This is a genomic window from Bacillus sp. SIMBA_008 (assembly GCF_046535495.1).
Lineage (GTDB): Bacteria > Bacillota > Bacilli > Bacillales > Bacillaceae > Bacillus > Bacillus subtilis.
Map to the genome: position 1 here is coordinate 165,514 of NZ_JAWRWL010000002.1, position 17,506 is coordinate 183,019.

Sequence of the window (17,506 nt, forward strand, 5' to 3'; positions counted from 1 at the left end):
CGGATTTTTTCTTGGCGTGATTCCTATCAAAATATCATAATGTATCAGAGAAATCATGTTTTCTTAGGAGGATAATGTGCTGAAAATATTATTTTTGCTCTAAAAGCTTTAAGATTAAATGGCAGCCGTATTTAGCGCCGCGTTTTCTGATCCCCGTTCTGGAGCCCGCAAAGTGAAACTCGTGAACCTCTTCTTTACCATTTGCGGAAATGCCGATAAACACATGCCCAGGCTCATGCCCTTCTTGAGCATCAGGTCCTGCTACACCAGTAAAGCTAATGCCGATATCGCTGCCAGTGAGTTTTTGAACACCCTTAGCCAGTTCGGATGCGCACTCCTTGCTGACCGCCCCAAAACGATCTAATGTTTCCTTCTTGACACCAAGCACATTCTGCTTCACGTCGTTTGTATAGCAAACAACGCCCCCGGCAAATAATTTTGAGGCACCGCTATGATCCGTCAGCCATTCAGAAAACAGCCCTCCGGTAAAACTTTCTGCCGCAGAAATTGTAATGCCTTTTTCCTTGCACGCTATAGATAGCTCTTTTACAAGAGAAGTATCATCGTAACCATAGAAAAATTCACCGACACGCTCTAAGATAACGGCCTCTGTTTCTTTTAACAGACGCTCTGTTTCCTTTTCATCGGCGTGTTTGGCTGTCAGACGCAGCGTCACCTCTCCATCAGCCGCCAAAGGCGCAATTGTCGGATTGGTTTGCGCATCAATAATATCTTCCAAATCGGCTTCAAGCTGAGATTCACCGATACCGAAAAAGCGAAGAACGGTTGACACAATTTTTTCATTTGAACCCATCTTTTTCAGCAGAAGAGGCTTTGCCTCGTTTTCAAACATTGGACGCAATTCGCTCGGCGGTCCAGGAAGAAGCATATAATAGCGCGATTCATGCTCTGTGAGCATTCCCGGGGCCATTCCAAAGTGATTCGCCAGCACGTCAGAGCCTTCGATCACAAGCGCCTGTTTTCGGTTATTAGGTGACATCGTGCGTTTTGTTCGTTTGAAATAGTCCTCAATGGATTGGAATGCCTCATCATTTAACACAAGCGGACGTCCCAGCGTATTTGCAATCGTTTCTTTCGTCAGATCATCTTTTGTGGGTCCAAGCCCTCCTGAAAAAATAATGAAGTCAGAGCGTTCTTCAGCAATGCGGATGACCTGCTTCAGCCGCTCCGGGTTATCTCCGACCGCTGTATGATAAAATACGTTGACCCCGATTTCAGCGAGCTGTTTGCTGATAAATTGAGCATTTGTATTGGCGATTTGGCCAAGCAGCAGCTCTGAACCGACTGCAATTATTTCTGCTTTTTTTGGAAATTCCATGACGAAGTCCTTCTTTCTTAGTTAGATGTTTTTAACGCTTCCCAGTTTTTAGAGAAATATTCCCATCCTGAGACGACAGTAAAGAAGACGGCTACCCACAGTGCCAAGTCTGCAAACGGGAATGACACAAGTTCAAATGGAAGATTATGAAGAAGCAATGCGGATACCGCAATAATCTGTGCCCAGGTTTTGATTTTACCAAGCATGTTAGCAGCTACGACTTCTCCTGTTCCGGCTAAGACAAGCCTTAAACCTGTCACGGCAAACTCCCTGCTGATAATCACAATGACCATCCAAGCTGGAGCGAGATCAAATTGAACAAGGATAATTAACGCTGCGGATACCAGCAGTTTGTCCGCAAGCGGATCAAGAAATTTCCCGAAGTTTGTTACGAGATTCAATTTTCGGGCATAATACCCGTCCACCCAGTCTGTTGTAGATGCAATAATAAATAGAATGGCCCCCGCCAAATGTGCGACCGGGATCGATTCGTCTCCAACTTCGAGCCTGCCCCAGTCAAACGGCGCCAGCATGATAATCATGAAGATTGGGATTAATGCGATTCTAGCTAGTGTGATTTTATTTGGTAAGTTAAACATAAAGCCCCTCCAATTTCATACTCGGACGTGAAGAAAAGTCATCTGGTAATTAAGATGACTTTTCTTCCTTTTTATTTACAATCTTTATAGTTTGTGCCATCACTTTTTTCGGATCAAGTTCATATGAAAGAACCTTACCGTTGATTTTTATTTTCAGATTAGGTGCATATCCGGTGCGGATATCAACTTGTTTCTGATCAGTTATGTCTTTTTTATAGGTCTCGTCTTTTTTCAGCGTTCCTTCTTTTAAAGAGCTGCTGTTTTCATCGCGCACTCGAATCCAGGAGCTGTCTGATGCCTTCAGTTCCAGCTCGATTTTATCAGCGCCGGACACTTCATAAGTCGTTAACGATCCTTCAGTGCCAGCAGCTTTAATCTCCAGCTTATCACTGTCATTTTCTTTTTTCTTATCTTCGTTTTCTTTCGTTTCTTTTTTAGTGTCTGTCTCTTTTTCAGAGCTGTTATTTTGATTCTCTTTCAGCGTTGAATCTTTAGGGATTTCGTACTTGCTCTCACTTTGCGTAATTGCTTTTTCTGATGCCGCATTGTGATCATCACTGTTTTTGTGATTGGCAAACTGAATGATCGCGTACACAATGGCAATCACGACAATCACGCCGAGAATAACAAGTATCGTTGGCAGCAGCTCCAGCGCCTTAGATGCTGGCTTCGGAATTTCCTTTTGAAGATTCATGCCGGAGATCTTTTCAGACACATCGTCATGATACGTATTAGGGATATCTTTTTTATGCTCCTCAAACAGCTGATCCGCATCAAGCCCAACGGCTTCTGCATATTGCTTGATGAATGCCCGAACATAAAACTTCCCCGGAATAATGTCATAGTTTCCTTCCTCCAAGGCGGTTAAATACCTTTTTTGAATCTTTGTTGCCGCTTGGAGATCATCCAATGACATTGCTTTTTCCTCTCTGGCTTCTTTGAGCCGGATTCCTAGTTCAGTCACAACAAACACCTTCCAATTTTAAAAATCAAAGCTTGAAAACCCGGATTGATCAAACATTTGGGGTTCCTCGGCATGTTCATATGTAATAACCTCATCAGGGTCATTTCTCAGTTCAATAATATAATCAAAGTCATCTAGTGTATACTCTGTATTTTGAACGAATATGTCCGGATGCTCCACCACTTTTGTTGCAGGCAGCCGCATGATTTCTCGGACCAGCTGGAGATGGCGTTCCGATCCTCTTCGTGTTGACACAATTCCGTCAACGATAAAGACATTTTCAGTGCTGTATTCATCGGCAATCAGCTGGCTTCTTATGGTCTGCTTCAGCAAGGTTGATGACACAAACAGCCACCTTTTGCTTGCACACACACTAGAGGCTACAATCGATTCCGTTTTCCCGACACGCGGCATACCTCTGATTCCGATTAATTTATGGCCTTCTTTTTTGAACAATTCGGCCATAAAATCGACTAATAAGCCAAGCTCGTCCCGTTCAAAGCGGAACGTTTTCTTGTCATCGGCATCCCGTTGAATATAACGGCCGTGGCGTACGGCAAGTCGGTCGCGAAGCCTCGGTTCTCTAAGCTTCGTTACTTTAATTGTTTCCATCGTTTTTAAGATTGATTCTAATCGTTTAATTTGATCTATATGGCGGCACCTGAGGAGCATTCCCCTTCTGGAAAGATCGACGCCGTTTATCGTTACGATGTTGATAGAAAGCATCCCAAGAAGAGATGAAATATCCCCGAGCAGTCCGGGGCGGTTCACTTGAATTTCATATTCAAAATACCATTCGAGCTTTGCCAAATGATATACCCCCTTCATTGTGGCAAAATTTTACCTTCCTTTATCATAAAGCATTTTTCTCTAATTAGAAAGAAGAATGTTGCTGTGATGAGGAAAACATAAAAAAGAGAGGAAAAATCCCCTCTCTTCCTAGTGAGTGCTGTTATTTTCAACAAGCTTAACCATCATATTGGCAATGGCGTGCTGTTCATCTTTTGATGCTACACTCCAAAGATCTGCCAGCACTTTTTCCTGCTCGTTCTTAGATTCCACTTCATTAGCCAAGTAGCTGCCGATTTCTGTCGCAAGATCTGTAATCGTATCCTGGCTCATACCTTTATCTTGCGCATAGTTCAGACGGTCGCCAAGGAAGTTTTTCCAGCTATCCCAGTTTTCTAATACTGACATGCTTGTTTCCTCCATTTCATGTGAAGTTACAAGATTATTGTGTCCTTCACAAAAGAAACTATACACCGAATATTTTCGTGTCAGCAGTGCCAGCCGCCATTCACCGACAGAATTTGGCCGGTGATATATGACGCTTTTTCAGACAGGAGAAAAGCTGTTGCATCAGCAATTTCTTGCGGCCGGGCCAGCCGGCCGATCGGAATCTCATCAGCGATCTCTTCTTTTTCAGCCGCGGTGAATTGATTCATCATATTTGTATCAACTGCACCTGGCGCTACTGCGTTTACTCTGATTCCGCTTGGCGCCAGCTCCTTAGCCAATCCTTTTACAAATGAATGCTGAGCTCCTTTTGCCATGCTGTACAGTACTTCACAGGATGCTCCAGTCTCTCCCCAAATCGAGCTGACAGCCACAATCGCTCCCGATTTATTCCGAATCATGCCTGGCAGAAGGTTTCTCGTCAGCATATACGGACTCGCCACATGAAGCTGAACCATTTCCTGGACTGTTGCGTTATCTACATCCGTAATCAGCCCAAAATGGCTTCTTCCACTGTTTAAAACAATCGCATCAATCGGCTGAACAATTGAACTTGTCAGCTTATCTGCTCCATCTTGCGCGGACAGATCAGCTTGTAATATCTCCGCATTTACGCCAAACATCTGACTTAGTTTTTCAGCAAGCTCCGCTGCCGCGTATTGATTTGTATTGTAATGCAGCAGCAGATTGTATCCCTTAGCCGCAAGGGTTTCGCTGATGCTTTTGCCAATGCCGCCGCTTGCTCCGGTGATTAGTGCTGTTTTGTTCATCCTCTTTCCTTCTTTCCGCAGAAAAACACCCCTCACACTGGAGGGATGTTTTGTTTATGATTTAGGAACAACCTTGCAGACAGTCAGTCTGTCTGCAGCAATTTCCTCTTGTATTACGTTCTGGACATCCTCGAGGGTAATCTGCTCGAGTACCGTTACAACGTCAAACAGGCTCATATCCAAGAACGCATAACGGGTAAATTGATTGGCGATGTATTCAGGGGAATTCAGCGCTTTTAAGAATGTGCCGATCTTTTTCTTTCTGGCAAGTTCAATCTTTTCAGCAGTAATCAGTTCACCGGCGCGCAAAAGCATGCTTGAAATGTCTTCAGCTAACTGATCAGGCTCAGGCGTATCTCCGCCGATCGCCGCAAAACCAAACCCATATTCAGCAGTAAAATCAAAGCTAAACGTTTCGTCAATATATCCTTTTTCATAAAGTGATTCATACTGGGCAGAGCTTTTGCCAAAAAGAGCTTCAAGCAATAAGTTCATTGAAAGTTCATGCTTTAAGAGCTCTTTGCCTAATTTAAACGGATTTTTGGATTTCAGCCCAACAAGGCATTTCGGTCCCTGCACGTTCATTTTGATCTCTTTTTCTTTTCGGAAAACCGCTTCTTGCTCTTTCACTTCTTCCCGTTTGATCTCCGGCTGATCAGTATACGGCTTTTTCCCCTGGTTTTCTCTTACCTGAGAAATAATCGCTTCAGGATCTACAGGTCCGACAATGAAAAGGAGCATGTTACTCGGGTGATAAAACGTTTCATAGCATTCATAAAGAAGGTCTTTTGTAATATGTGAAATGCTTTCCACTGTTCCCGCTATGTCAATTCTGACAGGATGCTCTTTGTACATGTTTTCAATGACCCCGAAGTAAAGCCTCCAATCAGGGTTATCGTCGTACATATTAATCTCCTGCCCGATAATCCCTTTTTCCTTTTCAACCGTTTTTTCAGTAAAATATGGGTCCTGTACGAAATCGATAAGCGTCTCTAAATTGCGTTCAACATTTGATGTGCTTGAGAAAAGGTAAGCCGTTCTTGTAAATGACGTAAACGCATTGGCAGAAGCCCCCTGTTTGCTGAAATCTTGAAAAACGTCTCCGTCCGCTTTCTCAAACAGCTTGTGCTCAAGAAAGTGAGCAATCCCGTCCGGCACGTGAACCATCTCGTTTTTACCTAAAGGGACAAACCGGTTATCTATCGAGCCGTACTTTGTTGTAAAGACCGCATATGTCTTGTTGAAGCCTTTTTTCGGCAAAACGTAAACATCAAGGCCGTTGGACATTTTTTCATGATACAGCGTCTCCTGAAGCTGTTCATATTCGATTGGTTTGATCAAGATGCACCCTCCGTCCCTTTTAAGAAATAAGTCGTATCAAGCTGAATCTTTTCGCCGGCTTTAATGATATCCTCTTTTGTGACATTCTCAATATTGGCAAGAAAGTCTTCGATAGGAATCTCGACTTGAGCAGCGGCCTGCTGATATAAAAACTCAGATAAACCGTATGCTGTATCAATCGTTTCCAGCACTTGATTTCGAATGACAGCCTTTGTCTGTGCTATATCCTGCTCACTGAAATCGCCATTTTTCATTGCCTGGAATTGCTCAGCAATAATCGAAACCGCCTGTTCATAATTTTTCACTTCAATGCCTGACATCACCATTAACAAGCCTTTAAAACTTTCTATACGCGAAGCCGCGTAGTAAGCAAGACTGGCTTTTTCCCGAACATTAATGAAAAGTTTAGAATGAGAGAATCCGCCGAACAATCCGTTAAACACTTGTAAAGCAGGATAATCCTGATCTGTATAAGTGATGCTGGTGCGGTAGCCGATATTCAGTTTTCCTTGCTTGACATCCTCTTCATCAATTACTTCTTTTGGCTGAACTTTTTCATCAGCGTGATTGTTTTCAATCGTGCCAAGAGTTCGCTCTTCTGTTTTGAAATACTTATCAATTGCCGAATGTACCTGGTTACTGTCCACATCGCCAACTACATATAAATCAAGCTGGTCTTTTTGGATAGCGCTTTGGTATGTTTCGTATAATTGCTCTGCCGTAATGTCATCGACATCGTCGATTTCACCATTGACATGAAGCGCGTAAGGCTCATTTTTGCACATTTCCTGTATCAGCCTTAAATTCGAATAGCGCATTTTATCATCATAGACGGCTTGGATTCTTTGCTTAAGCGTCCGTTTTTCTTGAGCCACATATTGTGACTGAAAAGCGTCTCCCTCCAAAGCAGGTGAAAAGACGATTTCTGCAAGAAGCTGGAGCCCTTTCTCAAGTAGCGGCGTTTGGTCTTTTAAATATTTTTCATTTGGGATTTCAAGCCTGAACGTAATGACGTGCCGCTCTCCTTTTTTCGTAAGATCAGCCGATACTGACGTGCCGTACAGCTCATCCAGGTATGAACGCAATTCTGCGGTTTTCGGATGGCTTTTCGTTCCGCGAAGAAGCACATGCGGGAGCAGCGCTCTTTTGGTGACTTGATCCTTTGTCAGCGGCGCAAGCATCTTAAAAATAAGCGAGACGGTTTTGAATTTTTCTGTTTCTACAATGTGTGCGGTTAAACCGCCGTGCTTTGATTTGAGTTCATTAACATATGACATATGGAACCTCCTTCGTTCATTTCTTAATTAGTATGTATTATGACCAATTTTCAGCATTCGCAGAAACACTCTTTCATGTAATTATAGCAACTGTAGGATTTATAAGGAAACAATAACCTCCGCATGCTGTATAGGTACAGTTGTAAACTGTGCAAGAAAGCGCAAAAAAAGACGGCTGGCTAGACCGTCCCTAAGTTTTTTTCTTCTTCTTCACTTTTTTTAGCATCTACAGTAAAGAGCACTAAAAATAAAGAAACGATGCTGCAAAACGCCGAGAGTATGAAAATAATCCAGTTTGCATTAGACATTAATGCAGCAAAAACAGGTGGACCGAGAGCTACTCCTATAAAGCGCATGCTATTGTAGAAGGAGGAAATGGTTCCGCATTGTTCACTTTCAATCCCTTCGGTTATCAATGCATCTAAAGCAGGAAGAGCCATTCCAATCCCAATCCCGCCAAAGCTTAAAAAGATAAATAAAAAATAAAAACTGTGGTTCCACCACAAGGCAATAAACGAAAGGGTTAACAGAATCATTCCTGTAACAACGCAAAATTTCATTCGGCCTTTATCTTTACCGATCTTTTTGCCAGCTATAAAAGAACTGGTTGACAAAAACAAAAGTGGGATTGCCAGTAATCCGCCTTTAGCTACTCCGTCAATGGCATACTTGTTCTCCAGCGTATCTGATAAATAAAATAATACGCCAAATAACAAAAACATAATGACACACCCGATAATGAAGACCGTATAAAGCCAGCGACCATCCTGTTTAAAGATTTTCTTCACACTCTTAATAAACTCAGAAACAGCAGGCGCATCTTCATCTTCTTCAGGCTTGGCCACCAAAAACAATACGAGCAAAAAGCTGATCAAACAGAAAAACGGAATAAACCAAAACGGTACAAACCAATACCAAGAAGCCAGTAAGGCTCCAAGTATGGGACTCAGTACCTTCCCTGACGTGTTGGCGGTTTCAATATCGCCAAGACCGGCGCTGACCTTTTCATCGTCTCCTTTAAACAGGTCGCCGATAAACGGCATGACGATCGGAGCGGCACCTGCAGAACCAATGCCTTGAAGAACCCGCCCCGCCAAGATCATCGCATAAGGATTTTTCATATAGGTCGAGGCAAAAGCAGCTACCGCTCCCCCCAATCCTGCAATGAGGAGGCAAGGAAGCAATATTTTTTTTCTCCCGAAACGATCCGACAAATATCCGGCAATCGGAATGCAAATAATTGCTACTACTGAATATACAGTAATGATTAAAGACACTTGAAATGAAGTCACAGACAGCTTTTTCTCCATCATCGGAAGAACAGGAATCAGCATGGAGTTCCCGAGTGTCATCACAAGCGGGACGGAAGACAATGCAATAATATTTTTCATTCCATTTTTCTCTCTCAACATTTTCACCCATTCACTTTCTTGTCATCCCTTATATATTGCGTTAACCGGAATGAAAGTATGTACAAAGAAACATGAATCAGTGCAAATAAAAAAACAGACACATACAGGCGTCCGTTTTTAGAATCGTTTACGCAAAACATGAAATCTGAATTTATCCGCTCTAAAATAATTTAAAGAATAAAGCACCGGTTTATCGTGCTGATCGTAATGGGTTTGTTTTAACAGCAAAAGAGCTGTTTCCGGATCGCATTCAAGTACTGGAGAAATGGTATCGTGATAGCCGATCGGTTCTATATCAGTTACTGCATAGCTGATTACGGAGCCTGAATTTTTCTCAAGCAGGTCAAACATAGATTCTTGCTGATGAGAAAAAGAATTCGGCAAAATATTCATCGGAATTTTGTCTATACAATACACAATCGGCTGTCCGTCAGCTGTCCTGACTCGTTCAAGGTAAAAAAGTTCTTGCCCTTCTGCCAAATGAAATCTCTTCGTATCATCTTCAGACGGCATAAGCACTTGTGATGATAGAAAAATCGTGCCAGGGGTCATATTCGCCTGTTCTATCATCTTGGTTACACTGTTCAGCTGTTCAATGCCCGAAAGAAATAACGGCTTAGAATGGACAAAAGTGCCTACACCATGCCTTCTGATAATCACATGCTCTTCTTCCAGTATCCGCAAGGCTTCTCTTAGCGTTGCTCTGCTGACACCAAGCTTTTTGGAAAGCTCAAATTCAGAAGGCAGCTTTTCCTTCTCAGTGTAGATCCCATTTTTTATATCCTCTTTAATTCGTTCAATTACTTTCAAATACAAGTGCCGATTATCAGCTTTTGTAGACATGTTTCCCCTCCGTAAACCACTTTCGATAAAAATTATTGAACAATTGGGACAACTATATCATGTTTTGTCGAAAAAATAAATAGAAAGGTGATTAGTTTACATAATGTTATTATTGACAACTATAGAAAGCGGAACTCCCTTCATTAAGAAGAGAGCTCATCATATTTCTCTTTTGATAATAATACTTCCCTAGGTTTGCTGCCTTCATACGGTCCGACAACACCGCGTTCCTCCATTGCGTCAATCAGGCGCGCCGCTCTCGTATAGCCGATTCTGAATCTTCTTTGCAGCATTGAAACAGATGCCGTCTGCATGCCGACGATTAATTCAACAGCTTCATCATAAAGTTCATCAGTAACCTCGGAATGAGTTTCCGTTGTCTCCTCAGGAATCATTTCTTCTTGATATTGCGCTTTCTGCTGCGTAATCACATGGTCGACGACCTTCTCCACTTCGTCATCCGACAAAAATGCTCCCTGCACACGGACAGGTTTATTAGCCCCTACAGGTAAAAACAGCATATCGCCGCGGCCAAGAAGCTTCTCAGCGCCACCCATGTCAAGAATGGTCCTTGAATCCGTCTGTGAAGATACGCTGAACGCGATTCGTGACGGAATGTTCGCTTTGATCACCCCTGTGATAACATCCACCGATGGCCGCTGTGTCGCAATAATAAGATGGATGCCAGCAGCCCGCGCCATTTGGGACAATCTCGTAATCGAATCTTCCACATCAGATGAAGCGACCATCATGAGATCGGCAAGCTCGTCCACAATGACAACAATATAGGGCAGCTCTGGCTGTTTCGCTCCTTCTTCATTGTTGGCGCGTTTTATATAATCATTGTATCCTTCAATATTTCGTGTACCCGTATGAGAAAATAATTCGTACCGTCGCTCCATTTCATTGACAACCTTTTTCAAAGCCTGCGACGCTTTTTTCGGATCGGTTACAACCGGAGCAAGCAAATGCGGAATCCCGTTGTAGACATTTAGCTCTACCATTTTAGGATCGATCATCATCATTTTCACTTCATGCGGTTTCGCGCGCATTAAAATACTTGTAATAATGCCGTTGACACAGACACTTTTCCCGCTACCGGTTGCGCCTGCGACCAAAAGGTGGGGCATCTTGTTTAACTCAGCCAATACAGCTTCACCTGAAATATTGCGGCCGAGTCCAATTAACAGCTTCGCATCCGGTCTGTCATTCAATTTAGACTCCAGCACTTCCTTCAGCGAAACCATTGCCACTTCTGCGTTTGGAACTTCAATTCCGATTGCTGATTTGCCTGGTATAGGCGCTTCGATCCTGATATCCTTCGCAGCAAGCGCAAGCGCTAAATCATCGCTTAAATTGACAATTTTGCTAACCTTCACTCCGACATCAGGATATACTTCATATTTTGTTACGGCCGGTCCGAGATGAACCTGTGTGACTTTCGCCTTTACGCCAAAGCTTTGGAATGTGCGTTCAAGCTTTCTGGCATTTTCATAAATATTCTTTTTATCAGCCTGCTGGCCGGTATGCTTCGGATCTGCCAGCAAATCCAGTGACGGCATCTCGTAATCCTTATTTTCGAGCTCTGTAAAGGTCATAGGAGGAGCAGAAACAGTTTCCTGATCACCTGTCTCCGGTTGGATGTCCTGAAGCGGCTTCGACACAGGTTCGGCGCGCTTTTCTATAACTGGAGACTCTTCCTCTTCATTACGATCAGAAAAGCTTGAGATAATCGGCTCTGAATGAATAAGAGGCGATACTGTTTCATAATCCCCCTCTTCATTAGGAGGCTCCGGTTCCATTTGCTGTTTTTTGCGGGCCGGTTTTTGTTTTTTGCTCGGCGCTTTCGTTTTTTTCGATGACTGCATATTTGATTTGAAGGATTTCATATCATCAATAAATGCTAACCATTGTTCTTTTATAAAACGTCCAATCGGGCTCATCCACTTTTTTAGCGTTTCTTGTAGCGAGCGTCCTGTTACTAAAATCATTCCGATCAAAATCATGACAATCGCCATGATCTGAGAACCAGTCGACGCAAACAAAAAGTGTGAAGCCGCAAACAGCAGCGCACCGATCATCCCTCCGCCTAAATCAGGTGAAGCAGAGCTGCCATTCATGTCCATTAAAAACAATTCCCACGTATTGCGCACCACGCTTGCAGACTCAATAGACCCTTTGTGCGTCAAATTTTTAAATAGCTGCACGTGAGAAAGCAGCAATATGCTTGCGATGATACAGTACAACCCGGCCTTTCGTCTCGTTAAAAGGCTTGGGGTTTTTTTCTTCCAAAACAGTGAGACTCCTAACACCAATAAACCTAACAAGCATAAAATAAACCACTCTCCAGCAAAAAAGCGGAACAAATAGATAAACGTTTGCCCGACTACCCCCAGCTGCAAGATTGCGATAATTGAAATGGCTATACACAGCAATCCGTTAAGCTCGTATTTTATATTTAGCTGTTTCGCCTGTTTTTTTCTTGATTTTCGTTTTTTCTTTGCCACACTCATCACCTTACTGCGTTAAAAAATGTAAGTTCATACATAATGAAGAAAGCAGCCGTTTACAGGCTGCGTTTTTTCTGTAGGATTCCCCTATTATAGCATATTTTGCCCTTAAAAAAGGGTTGGATTCTTATACGTTTAATTTCAGCTTTTGTCCGGGTGAAATGTCCGGATGCAGAAAATGCATTGGATTGGTGCTCATGATTTGAATGACTTCCGCTTCATTCCCTTTCATTTCGACTAGAAGCGGTACACCTTTATATTCAATTTGCTCATGTGCGCTTTTCTCTTGGTTCTGTTCTGCAAACACAATTTCCTGCGGCATCACGGTATAAAGAATCATTGAATCATCCGTCCTTCTTCTTTCCTTGCTTCATCGATGAGCTCATTCAGTTTATTGATTGCTTGTCCGACACCGCCTGCGTGATCGATCAATCCGTATTTAACTGCATCCTTACCGACCACATTTGTTCCGATATCGCGTGTTAAGTTTCCTTTTGAAAACATTAGCTCTTTAAACTTCTCTTCGGTTATATTGGAATGGCTTGTGACAAATTTAACAACTCTTTCTTGCATCTTATCCAGGTATTCAAACGTTTGCGGCACCCCGATGACCAGCCCGGTGAGCCTAACTGGATGAATCGTCATCGTTGCTGTTTCGGCGATATAGCTGTAATCACAGGATACAGCTATCGGAACGCCGATGGAATGTCCCCCGCCAAGCACGATAGAAACGGTCGGTTTCGATAAAGATGCAAGCATTTCCGCTATTGCAAGACCAGCTTCAACATCTCCTCCGACAGTATTTAATATGATCAGCAAGCCTTCAATTTTAGGATTTTGTTCAATTGCCACAATCTGCGGGATGACATGTTCATATTTTGTTGTTTTGTTTTGCGGAGGAAGCTGAACATGGCCTTCAATTTGTCCGATAATGGTCAGACAATGAATATTTGTATCTTGGGGCAGCTGTGGAAGCGTCGTTTCACCAAGCTGCTGTATTTTATTCATAATGCTGTCCTTCGCATCATTTTTTTCAGGACGCTCTTCTTCTGTGTTTTCCATACGATGATCCATCTCGCTTTCATCCTTTCCGAGTTTCTCTTTGTATTATGAACAAAGATACTTCATTCAATCCCGGCTTGAAGGACAAAAAATAAAGACCGGAGCAGCTCCGGTCTTTAGTCAGTCATTATACTTCCATAATAATTGGGATGATCATCGGTTTACGTTTCGTTTTTTCATAAAGGAATTGGTTCAAAGCATCCCGCATTGCCTGCTTCAGCGTTGACCATTCGACATTTGATGTTTCAGTCGCTTCTGTCACGATGGACCGTACAAGCTCAGTAGCCTGTACGATAAGACCTTCAGACTCTCTTACATAAACAAAGCCGCGAGTGATAATTTCTGGTCCTGATACAAGATGTTTCTTTTGTTTATCAAGTGTAATGACAACGATTAAAATTCCGTCCTGTGAAAGCAAGCGGCGGTCTCTCAATACGATATTGCCGATATCACCGACACCTAAACCATCAATTAAAATATTGCCGTAAGGAACTTTATCCCCAATTTTTACGTTTTGGCCGCGGAATTCAACGACGTCGCCTTTTTCAATTAAGAAGATGTCACTGCGCTTCATGCCGGTTTCTTCAGCGATTTTTGAATGAGCTTTTTGCATTCTGTATTCGCCGTTTACAGGAATCAAATATTTTGGTTTAAGCAGGTTGATCATCAGCTTTAACTCTTCTTGTGAGCCGTGGCCTGATACATGAACACGCTTTTGGGCAAAGATGACTTGTGCACCGGCTCTCGCAAGAAGATCTACTGTTTTAGAGTAAATGAGTTCCTGCCCGGGAATCGGAGTTGACGCAATGACCACCGTATCCCCTTCTTCAATGTTCAGCTGTTTGTGAGCTTTGTTTGCCATTCTTGTCAAAGCAGCTAATGGTTCACCTTGGCTTCCGGCTGTAATAATGGCCACTTCGCGCTTCGGATATTTTTTGACATCCTGTACAGAAATAAACAATTCATCATCTGCTTCAATATATCCTAACTTTCTCGCCAGCTGCAGGACAGATTGAAGATTTTTTCCGGCTACGGCAATCTTTCTGCCATTTTGAGCCGCTGCATGAATGACTTGCTGAATCCGGTTAATATTGGATGCGAAAACAGCAATAATCACCCGGTTCTGTGAATTATACAGCGCATCCGAAATTTCTCCGCTGACAGCCGCTTCCGAAGGGGTGTAACCCGGCCGTTCCGCATTTGCACTGTCAGAAAGCAGAGCGAGCACGCCGCTATTGCCGATCTTGGCGATCTCGCCAATGTCGCACGTCTGATTAAGTGCAGGTGTTTGGTCAAATTTGAAGTCTCCCGTGCATACAATAGATCCAAGTGATGTTTTAAAGCTCACACCTACAGAATCAGGAATGCTGTGAATCGTTCTAAAGAACGATACCTTTGTTGATTCAAATGTAATGACAGATTTGGAGTGAATTTCTCTTAAATCAGTTTTTCGGTTATGTCCGTATTGTTTTAATTTCTCTCTTAACAGTGCAAGCGTCAATTTTGTTCCGTACACTGGAACGGACAGCTTGTTTAATAAGTAAAAAACGCCGCCGATATTTTCATCGTGCCCGTGCGTTAAAAAGATTGCCTTGACGCGGTCAGCCCGTTCAATCAAATATGATATGTCAGGAATCACTACATCAATACCGAGCATTTCGTTTTCTGGATGCATAAGACCGGCATCAACGACAAATATGTCTGAGTCAATTTCAATGACATAAAGGTTCTTCCCAATCTCTCCGACACCGCCAAGGGCGATAATTCTAACGTTTTCTGTATTTTTCTTTTTCAAAATCTATATCCTCCTAGTCTCATACCCGTCCATCATCACTTGTTCCTATTATAACTGAAAGTAAATTTAGAAAACAAGATAAAGCAGAAGGTTTAGGGAAAACCAATATGTAAAAGAAACGGTCAAACTCAGCTGAATGTGAGAATGACCGCGTTTGTTTCACTGTATGAAATTTTCTTACAGTTCGCTGATCGTGCTGCTTAAGCTCAGACGTTCATCCTCAGTTAACGGGACTAGAGGCAGACGCACAGAACCGACATCAAGACCTCTCAGCTGAAGCGCTGTTTTGACTGGAGCAGGATTAGGCGCTTTAAACAGTTCCTTCATAATCGGCAGCAGTTTCTGATGAATCAGTGCCGCATTAGCTGTTTGCCCATTCGTATAATTTTTGATCATTTGCTGCATATCAGTGCCTGCAATATGGCTCGCCACTGACACAACTCCTCTTCCTCCAACTGAAAGAATTGGAAGCGTCAGAGCGTCATCCCCTGAATAGACATAGAAGTCTTCAGGTGTTTCAGCAATAATTTTTGTAATCGCTTCGAGGTCTCCGCTCGCTTCTTTAATCGCAACCACATTCGGAATGTCTGCCGCCAAACGGATCGTCGTTTCAGGAGCAAGAGAAGCAACCGTACGGCCAGGAACATTATAGAGCATAACCGGAAGAGATGTCTCTGCCGCAATTGCTTTAAAATGCTGGTAGATTCCTTCTTGAGAAGGTTTATTGTAATACGGGGTAACAAGCATAACAGCGTCCACGCCCGCTTCCTCAGCTTTTTTTGTCAGCTTAATGGAATCTTTCGTGTTGTTGCTTCCAGTACCAGCGATAACGGGCACCCGTCCGTTTACTTCTTTTACTGTATATTCAAAAAGCGCAATTTTTTCTTCAGTTGAAAGGGTCGGAGATTCTCCAGTTGTTCCCGCTACTACTAAAGAATCCGTTCCGTTTTTCAACAAGTAATCAATCAGTGTAGACAGTTTTTGAAAGTCTACGTTCCCTTTATTGTCAAAGGGTGTAATCATCGCTGTAGACACATTTCCGAAATTCATTTTATTCACCTCATCATGATTCAATCACATTTACTTCGAAAGTTCAAACACTTCATGCAAAGCGTTTACAGCAGGAACCATATCCGCTTCATGGACGAGCACCCATATCGTCGTATGGCTGTCAGCCGACTGAAGGATCGGAATTTCTTTTTCTGAAAGAGCCGATACAATTTTGGACGTAACACCGGGAACACCCATAATGCCCGCGCCGACCGCCGATACCTTCGCGCAGTTTCTCGTCACCATTGGATCATAGCCCATATCCATTAAAATACGCTGAGCTGTTTCTGTTTTATTTCCGGCTACCGTATAGACGATTTCACTAGGTGTAATGTTAAAGAAATCGACACTGATTCCAGCGTTTGCCATAGCCTTGAACACTTCAGTCTGAACGTTATACTGGCCGATTTTCGCAGGCACTTTGAACTGCGTGACATCTTTGACATGGGCGATTCCCGTAATCAGCCTTTCAAAAACATCACTGCCGACCTTGGAAGAGTGATGTGATGTCACCAATGTACCTTTATCATTCGAATAAGTCGAACGGACGCGGATCGGAACCTTGGCCTGCATTGCGATTTCCACAGCACGCGGATGAATGACCTTGGCCCCCTGATACGCCAGGTTGCAGATTTCCGTATACGTCACAACAGGAAGCGGTTTTGCATTTTCCACCACTCTTGGGTCAGCAGTCATCACGCCTTCTACATCGGTGAAAATATCGATGTATTCCGCATCAACAGCTGCTCCGAGTGCGGCTGCAGACGTATCGCTGCCCCCTCTGCCGATTGTAGTTGTATCACCCTTTTCAGTTGCGCCCTGGAAGCCTGCGACGACTACCGCATCATGATTGGCGAGCACACTGAATAAACGCTCCGGTTTCATTTCAATGATTTTCGCATTGGTATGCTGATCATTCGTTAAAAAGCCAGCCTGAGCCCCTGTCAGCGCAGCTGCTTTCACACCGTTATCAAGCAGCATGCTTGTAAAGACGACAGAGGAAATAGTCTCTCCGCAAGATAAAAGCAAATCCTGTTCCCTAGGAGAAATCGCTGACTGATCGCCGTAAAGCAGCCCGAGCAAAGAATCTGTTGCATACGGGTCTCCTTTTCGGCCCATCGCTGAAACGACAACGACAACCTTATATCCTTCACTGATTGCTTCTTTAATATGCCCTAAAGCCAGTTTGCGGCCTTTATCATCTTTTACTGATGTTCCGCCGAACTTTTGAACAATTATCTTCACTGTTTTCACTCCAAATTATTCGGACGTAACAGAAGAGAGCAGGCTGATAGCGCCTTACTCTCT

General features: G+C 43.2%; 16 protein-coding genes. All 16 read right to left on the reverse strand.

From position 1 onward, the window contains the following. Positions 1-88 precede the first annotated feature (88 nt). A complete protein-coding gene (locus tag SB658_RS06270) occupies positions 89-1,339 on the reverse strand; it encodes a competence/damage-inducible protein A (RefSeq protein WP_003231847.1) in 1,251 nt (416 codons plus the stop codon). A gap of 17 nt (positions 1,340-1,356) precedes the next feature. Then, positions 1,357-1,938 carry a CDP-diacylglycerol--glycerol-3-phosphate 3-phosphatidyltransferase gene (pgsA, locus tag SB658_RS06275; protein ID WP_003244753.1) on the reverse strand — a complete coding sequence of 194 codons (582 nt, stop codon included), beginning with the start codon at positions 1,936-1,938 and terminating at the stop codon, positions 1,357-1,359. 49 nt (positions 1,939-1,987) lie between these two features. Further along, positions 1,988-2,902 carry a cell shape determination protein RodZ gene (gene rodZ, locus SB658_RS06280; RefSeq protein ID WP_144500769.1) on the reverse strand — a complete coding sequence of 305 codons (915 nt, stop codon included), beginning with the start codon at positions 2,900-2,902 and terminating at the stop codon, positions 1,988-1,990. 18 nt (positions 2,903-2,920) lie between these two features. Further along, positions 2,921-3,712, reverse strand: a complete 792-nt coding sequence (locus tag SB658_RS06285) for a DUF3388 domain-containing protein (RefSeq protein WP_003220998.1) — start codon at positions 3,710-3,712, stop codon at positions 2,921-2,923. Between the two features lie 129 nt (positions 3,713-3,841). After that, positions 3,842-4,099 carry a DUF3243 domain-containing protein gene (locus SB658_RS06290; protein WP_003245199.1) on the reverse strand — a complete coding sequence of 86 codons (258 nt, stop codon included), beginning with the start codon at positions 4,097-4,099 and terminating at the stop codon, positions 3,842-3,844. Positions 4,100-4,179: 80 nt separating this feature from the next. Further along, positions 4,180-4,908 carry an elongation factor P 5-aminopentanone reductase gene (gene ymfI / locus SB658_RS06295; protein WP_038828260.1) on the reverse strand — a complete coding sequence of 243 codons (729 nt, stop codon included), beginning with the start codon at positions 4,906-4,908 and terminating at the stop codon, positions 4,180-4,182. 54 nt (positions 4,909-4,962) lie between these two features. Continuing rightward, complete coding sequence (gene yfmH / locus SB658_RS06300) at positions 4,963-6,249, reverse strand: EF-P 5-aminopentanol modification-associated protein YfmH (protein ID WP_003244823.1); 1,287 nt, start codon at positions 6,247-6,249, stop codon at positions 4,963-4,965. Further along, positions 6,246-7,526: an EF-P 5-aminopentanol modification-associated protein YfmF gene (gene yfmF, locus SB658_RS06305; RefSeq protein ID WP_032725709.1), complete on the reverse strand. Its 1,281-nt coding sequence runs from the start codon at positions 7,524-7,526 to the stop codon at positions 6,246-6,248. The genes yfmH and yfmF overlap by 4 nt, the downstream gene beginning before the upstream one ends. Before the next feature lie 179 nt (positions 7,527-7,705). Further along, the gene (bcbE, locus tag SB658_RS06310) at positions 7,706-8,917 is read right to left on the reverse strand and encodes a bacillibactin exporter BcbE (protein WP_144500771.1); all 1,212 of its coding nucleotides are present in this window, start codon (positions 8,915-8,917) and stop codon (positions 7,706-7,708) included. A 138-nt stretch (positions 8,918-9,055) separates the two neighbouring features. Continuing rightward, on the reverse strand, positions 9,056-9,781 hold the full coding sequence (locus SB658_RS06315) for a GntR family transcriptional regulator (protein ID WP_003245732.1): 726 nt from the start codon (positions 9,779-9,781) through the stop codon (positions 9,056-9,058). A 143-nt stretch (positions 9,782-9,924) separates the two neighbouring features. Further along, entirely contained in the window at positions 9,925-12,288 is a 2,364-nt protein-coding gene (gene spoIIIE, locus SB658_RS06320; RefSeq protein WP_041850823.1) for a DNA translocase SpoIIIE, read from the reverse strand. Positions 12,289-12,418: 130 nt separating this feature from the next. Next, positions 12,419-12,631 carry a YlzJ-like family protein gene (locus SB658_RS06325; RefSeq protein WP_047182622.1) on the reverse strand — a complete coding sequence of 71 codons (213 nt, stop codon included), beginning with the start codon at positions 12,629-12,631 and terminating at the stop codon, positions 12,419-12,421. Next, positions 12,628-13,365 carry a translocation-enhancing protein TepA gene (tepA, locus tag SB658_RS06330; protein ID WP_003245712.1) on the reverse strand — a complete coding sequence of 246 codons (738 nt, stop codon included), beginning with the start codon at positions 13,363-13,365 and terminating at the stop codon, positions 12,628-12,630. Before tepA ends, SB658_RS06325 begins: the two co-directional genes overlap by 4 nt. 115 nt (positions 13,366-13,480) lie before the next feature. After that, positions 13,481-15,148, reverse strand: coding sequence for a ribonuclease J2 (rnjB, locus tag SB658_RS06335; protein ID WP_003231875.1), 1,668 nt, complete (start codon positions 15,146-15,148; stop codon positions 13,481-13,483). Positions 15,149-15,325: 177 nt separating this feature from the next. Then, entirely contained in the window at positions 15,326-16,198 is an 873-nt protein-coding gene (gene dapA, locus SB658_RS06340) for a 4-hydroxy-tetrahydrodipicolinate synthase (RefSeq protein ID WP_029726485.1), read from the reverse strand. A 30-nt stretch (positions 16,199-16,228) separates the two neighbouring features. Continuing rightward, entirely contained in the window at positions 16,229-17,443 is a 1,215-nt protein-coding gene (gene dapG, locus SB658_RS06345) for an aspartate kinase (protein WP_015483233.1), read from the reverse strand. Between the last annotated feature and the right edge of the window lie 63 nt (positions 17,444-17,506).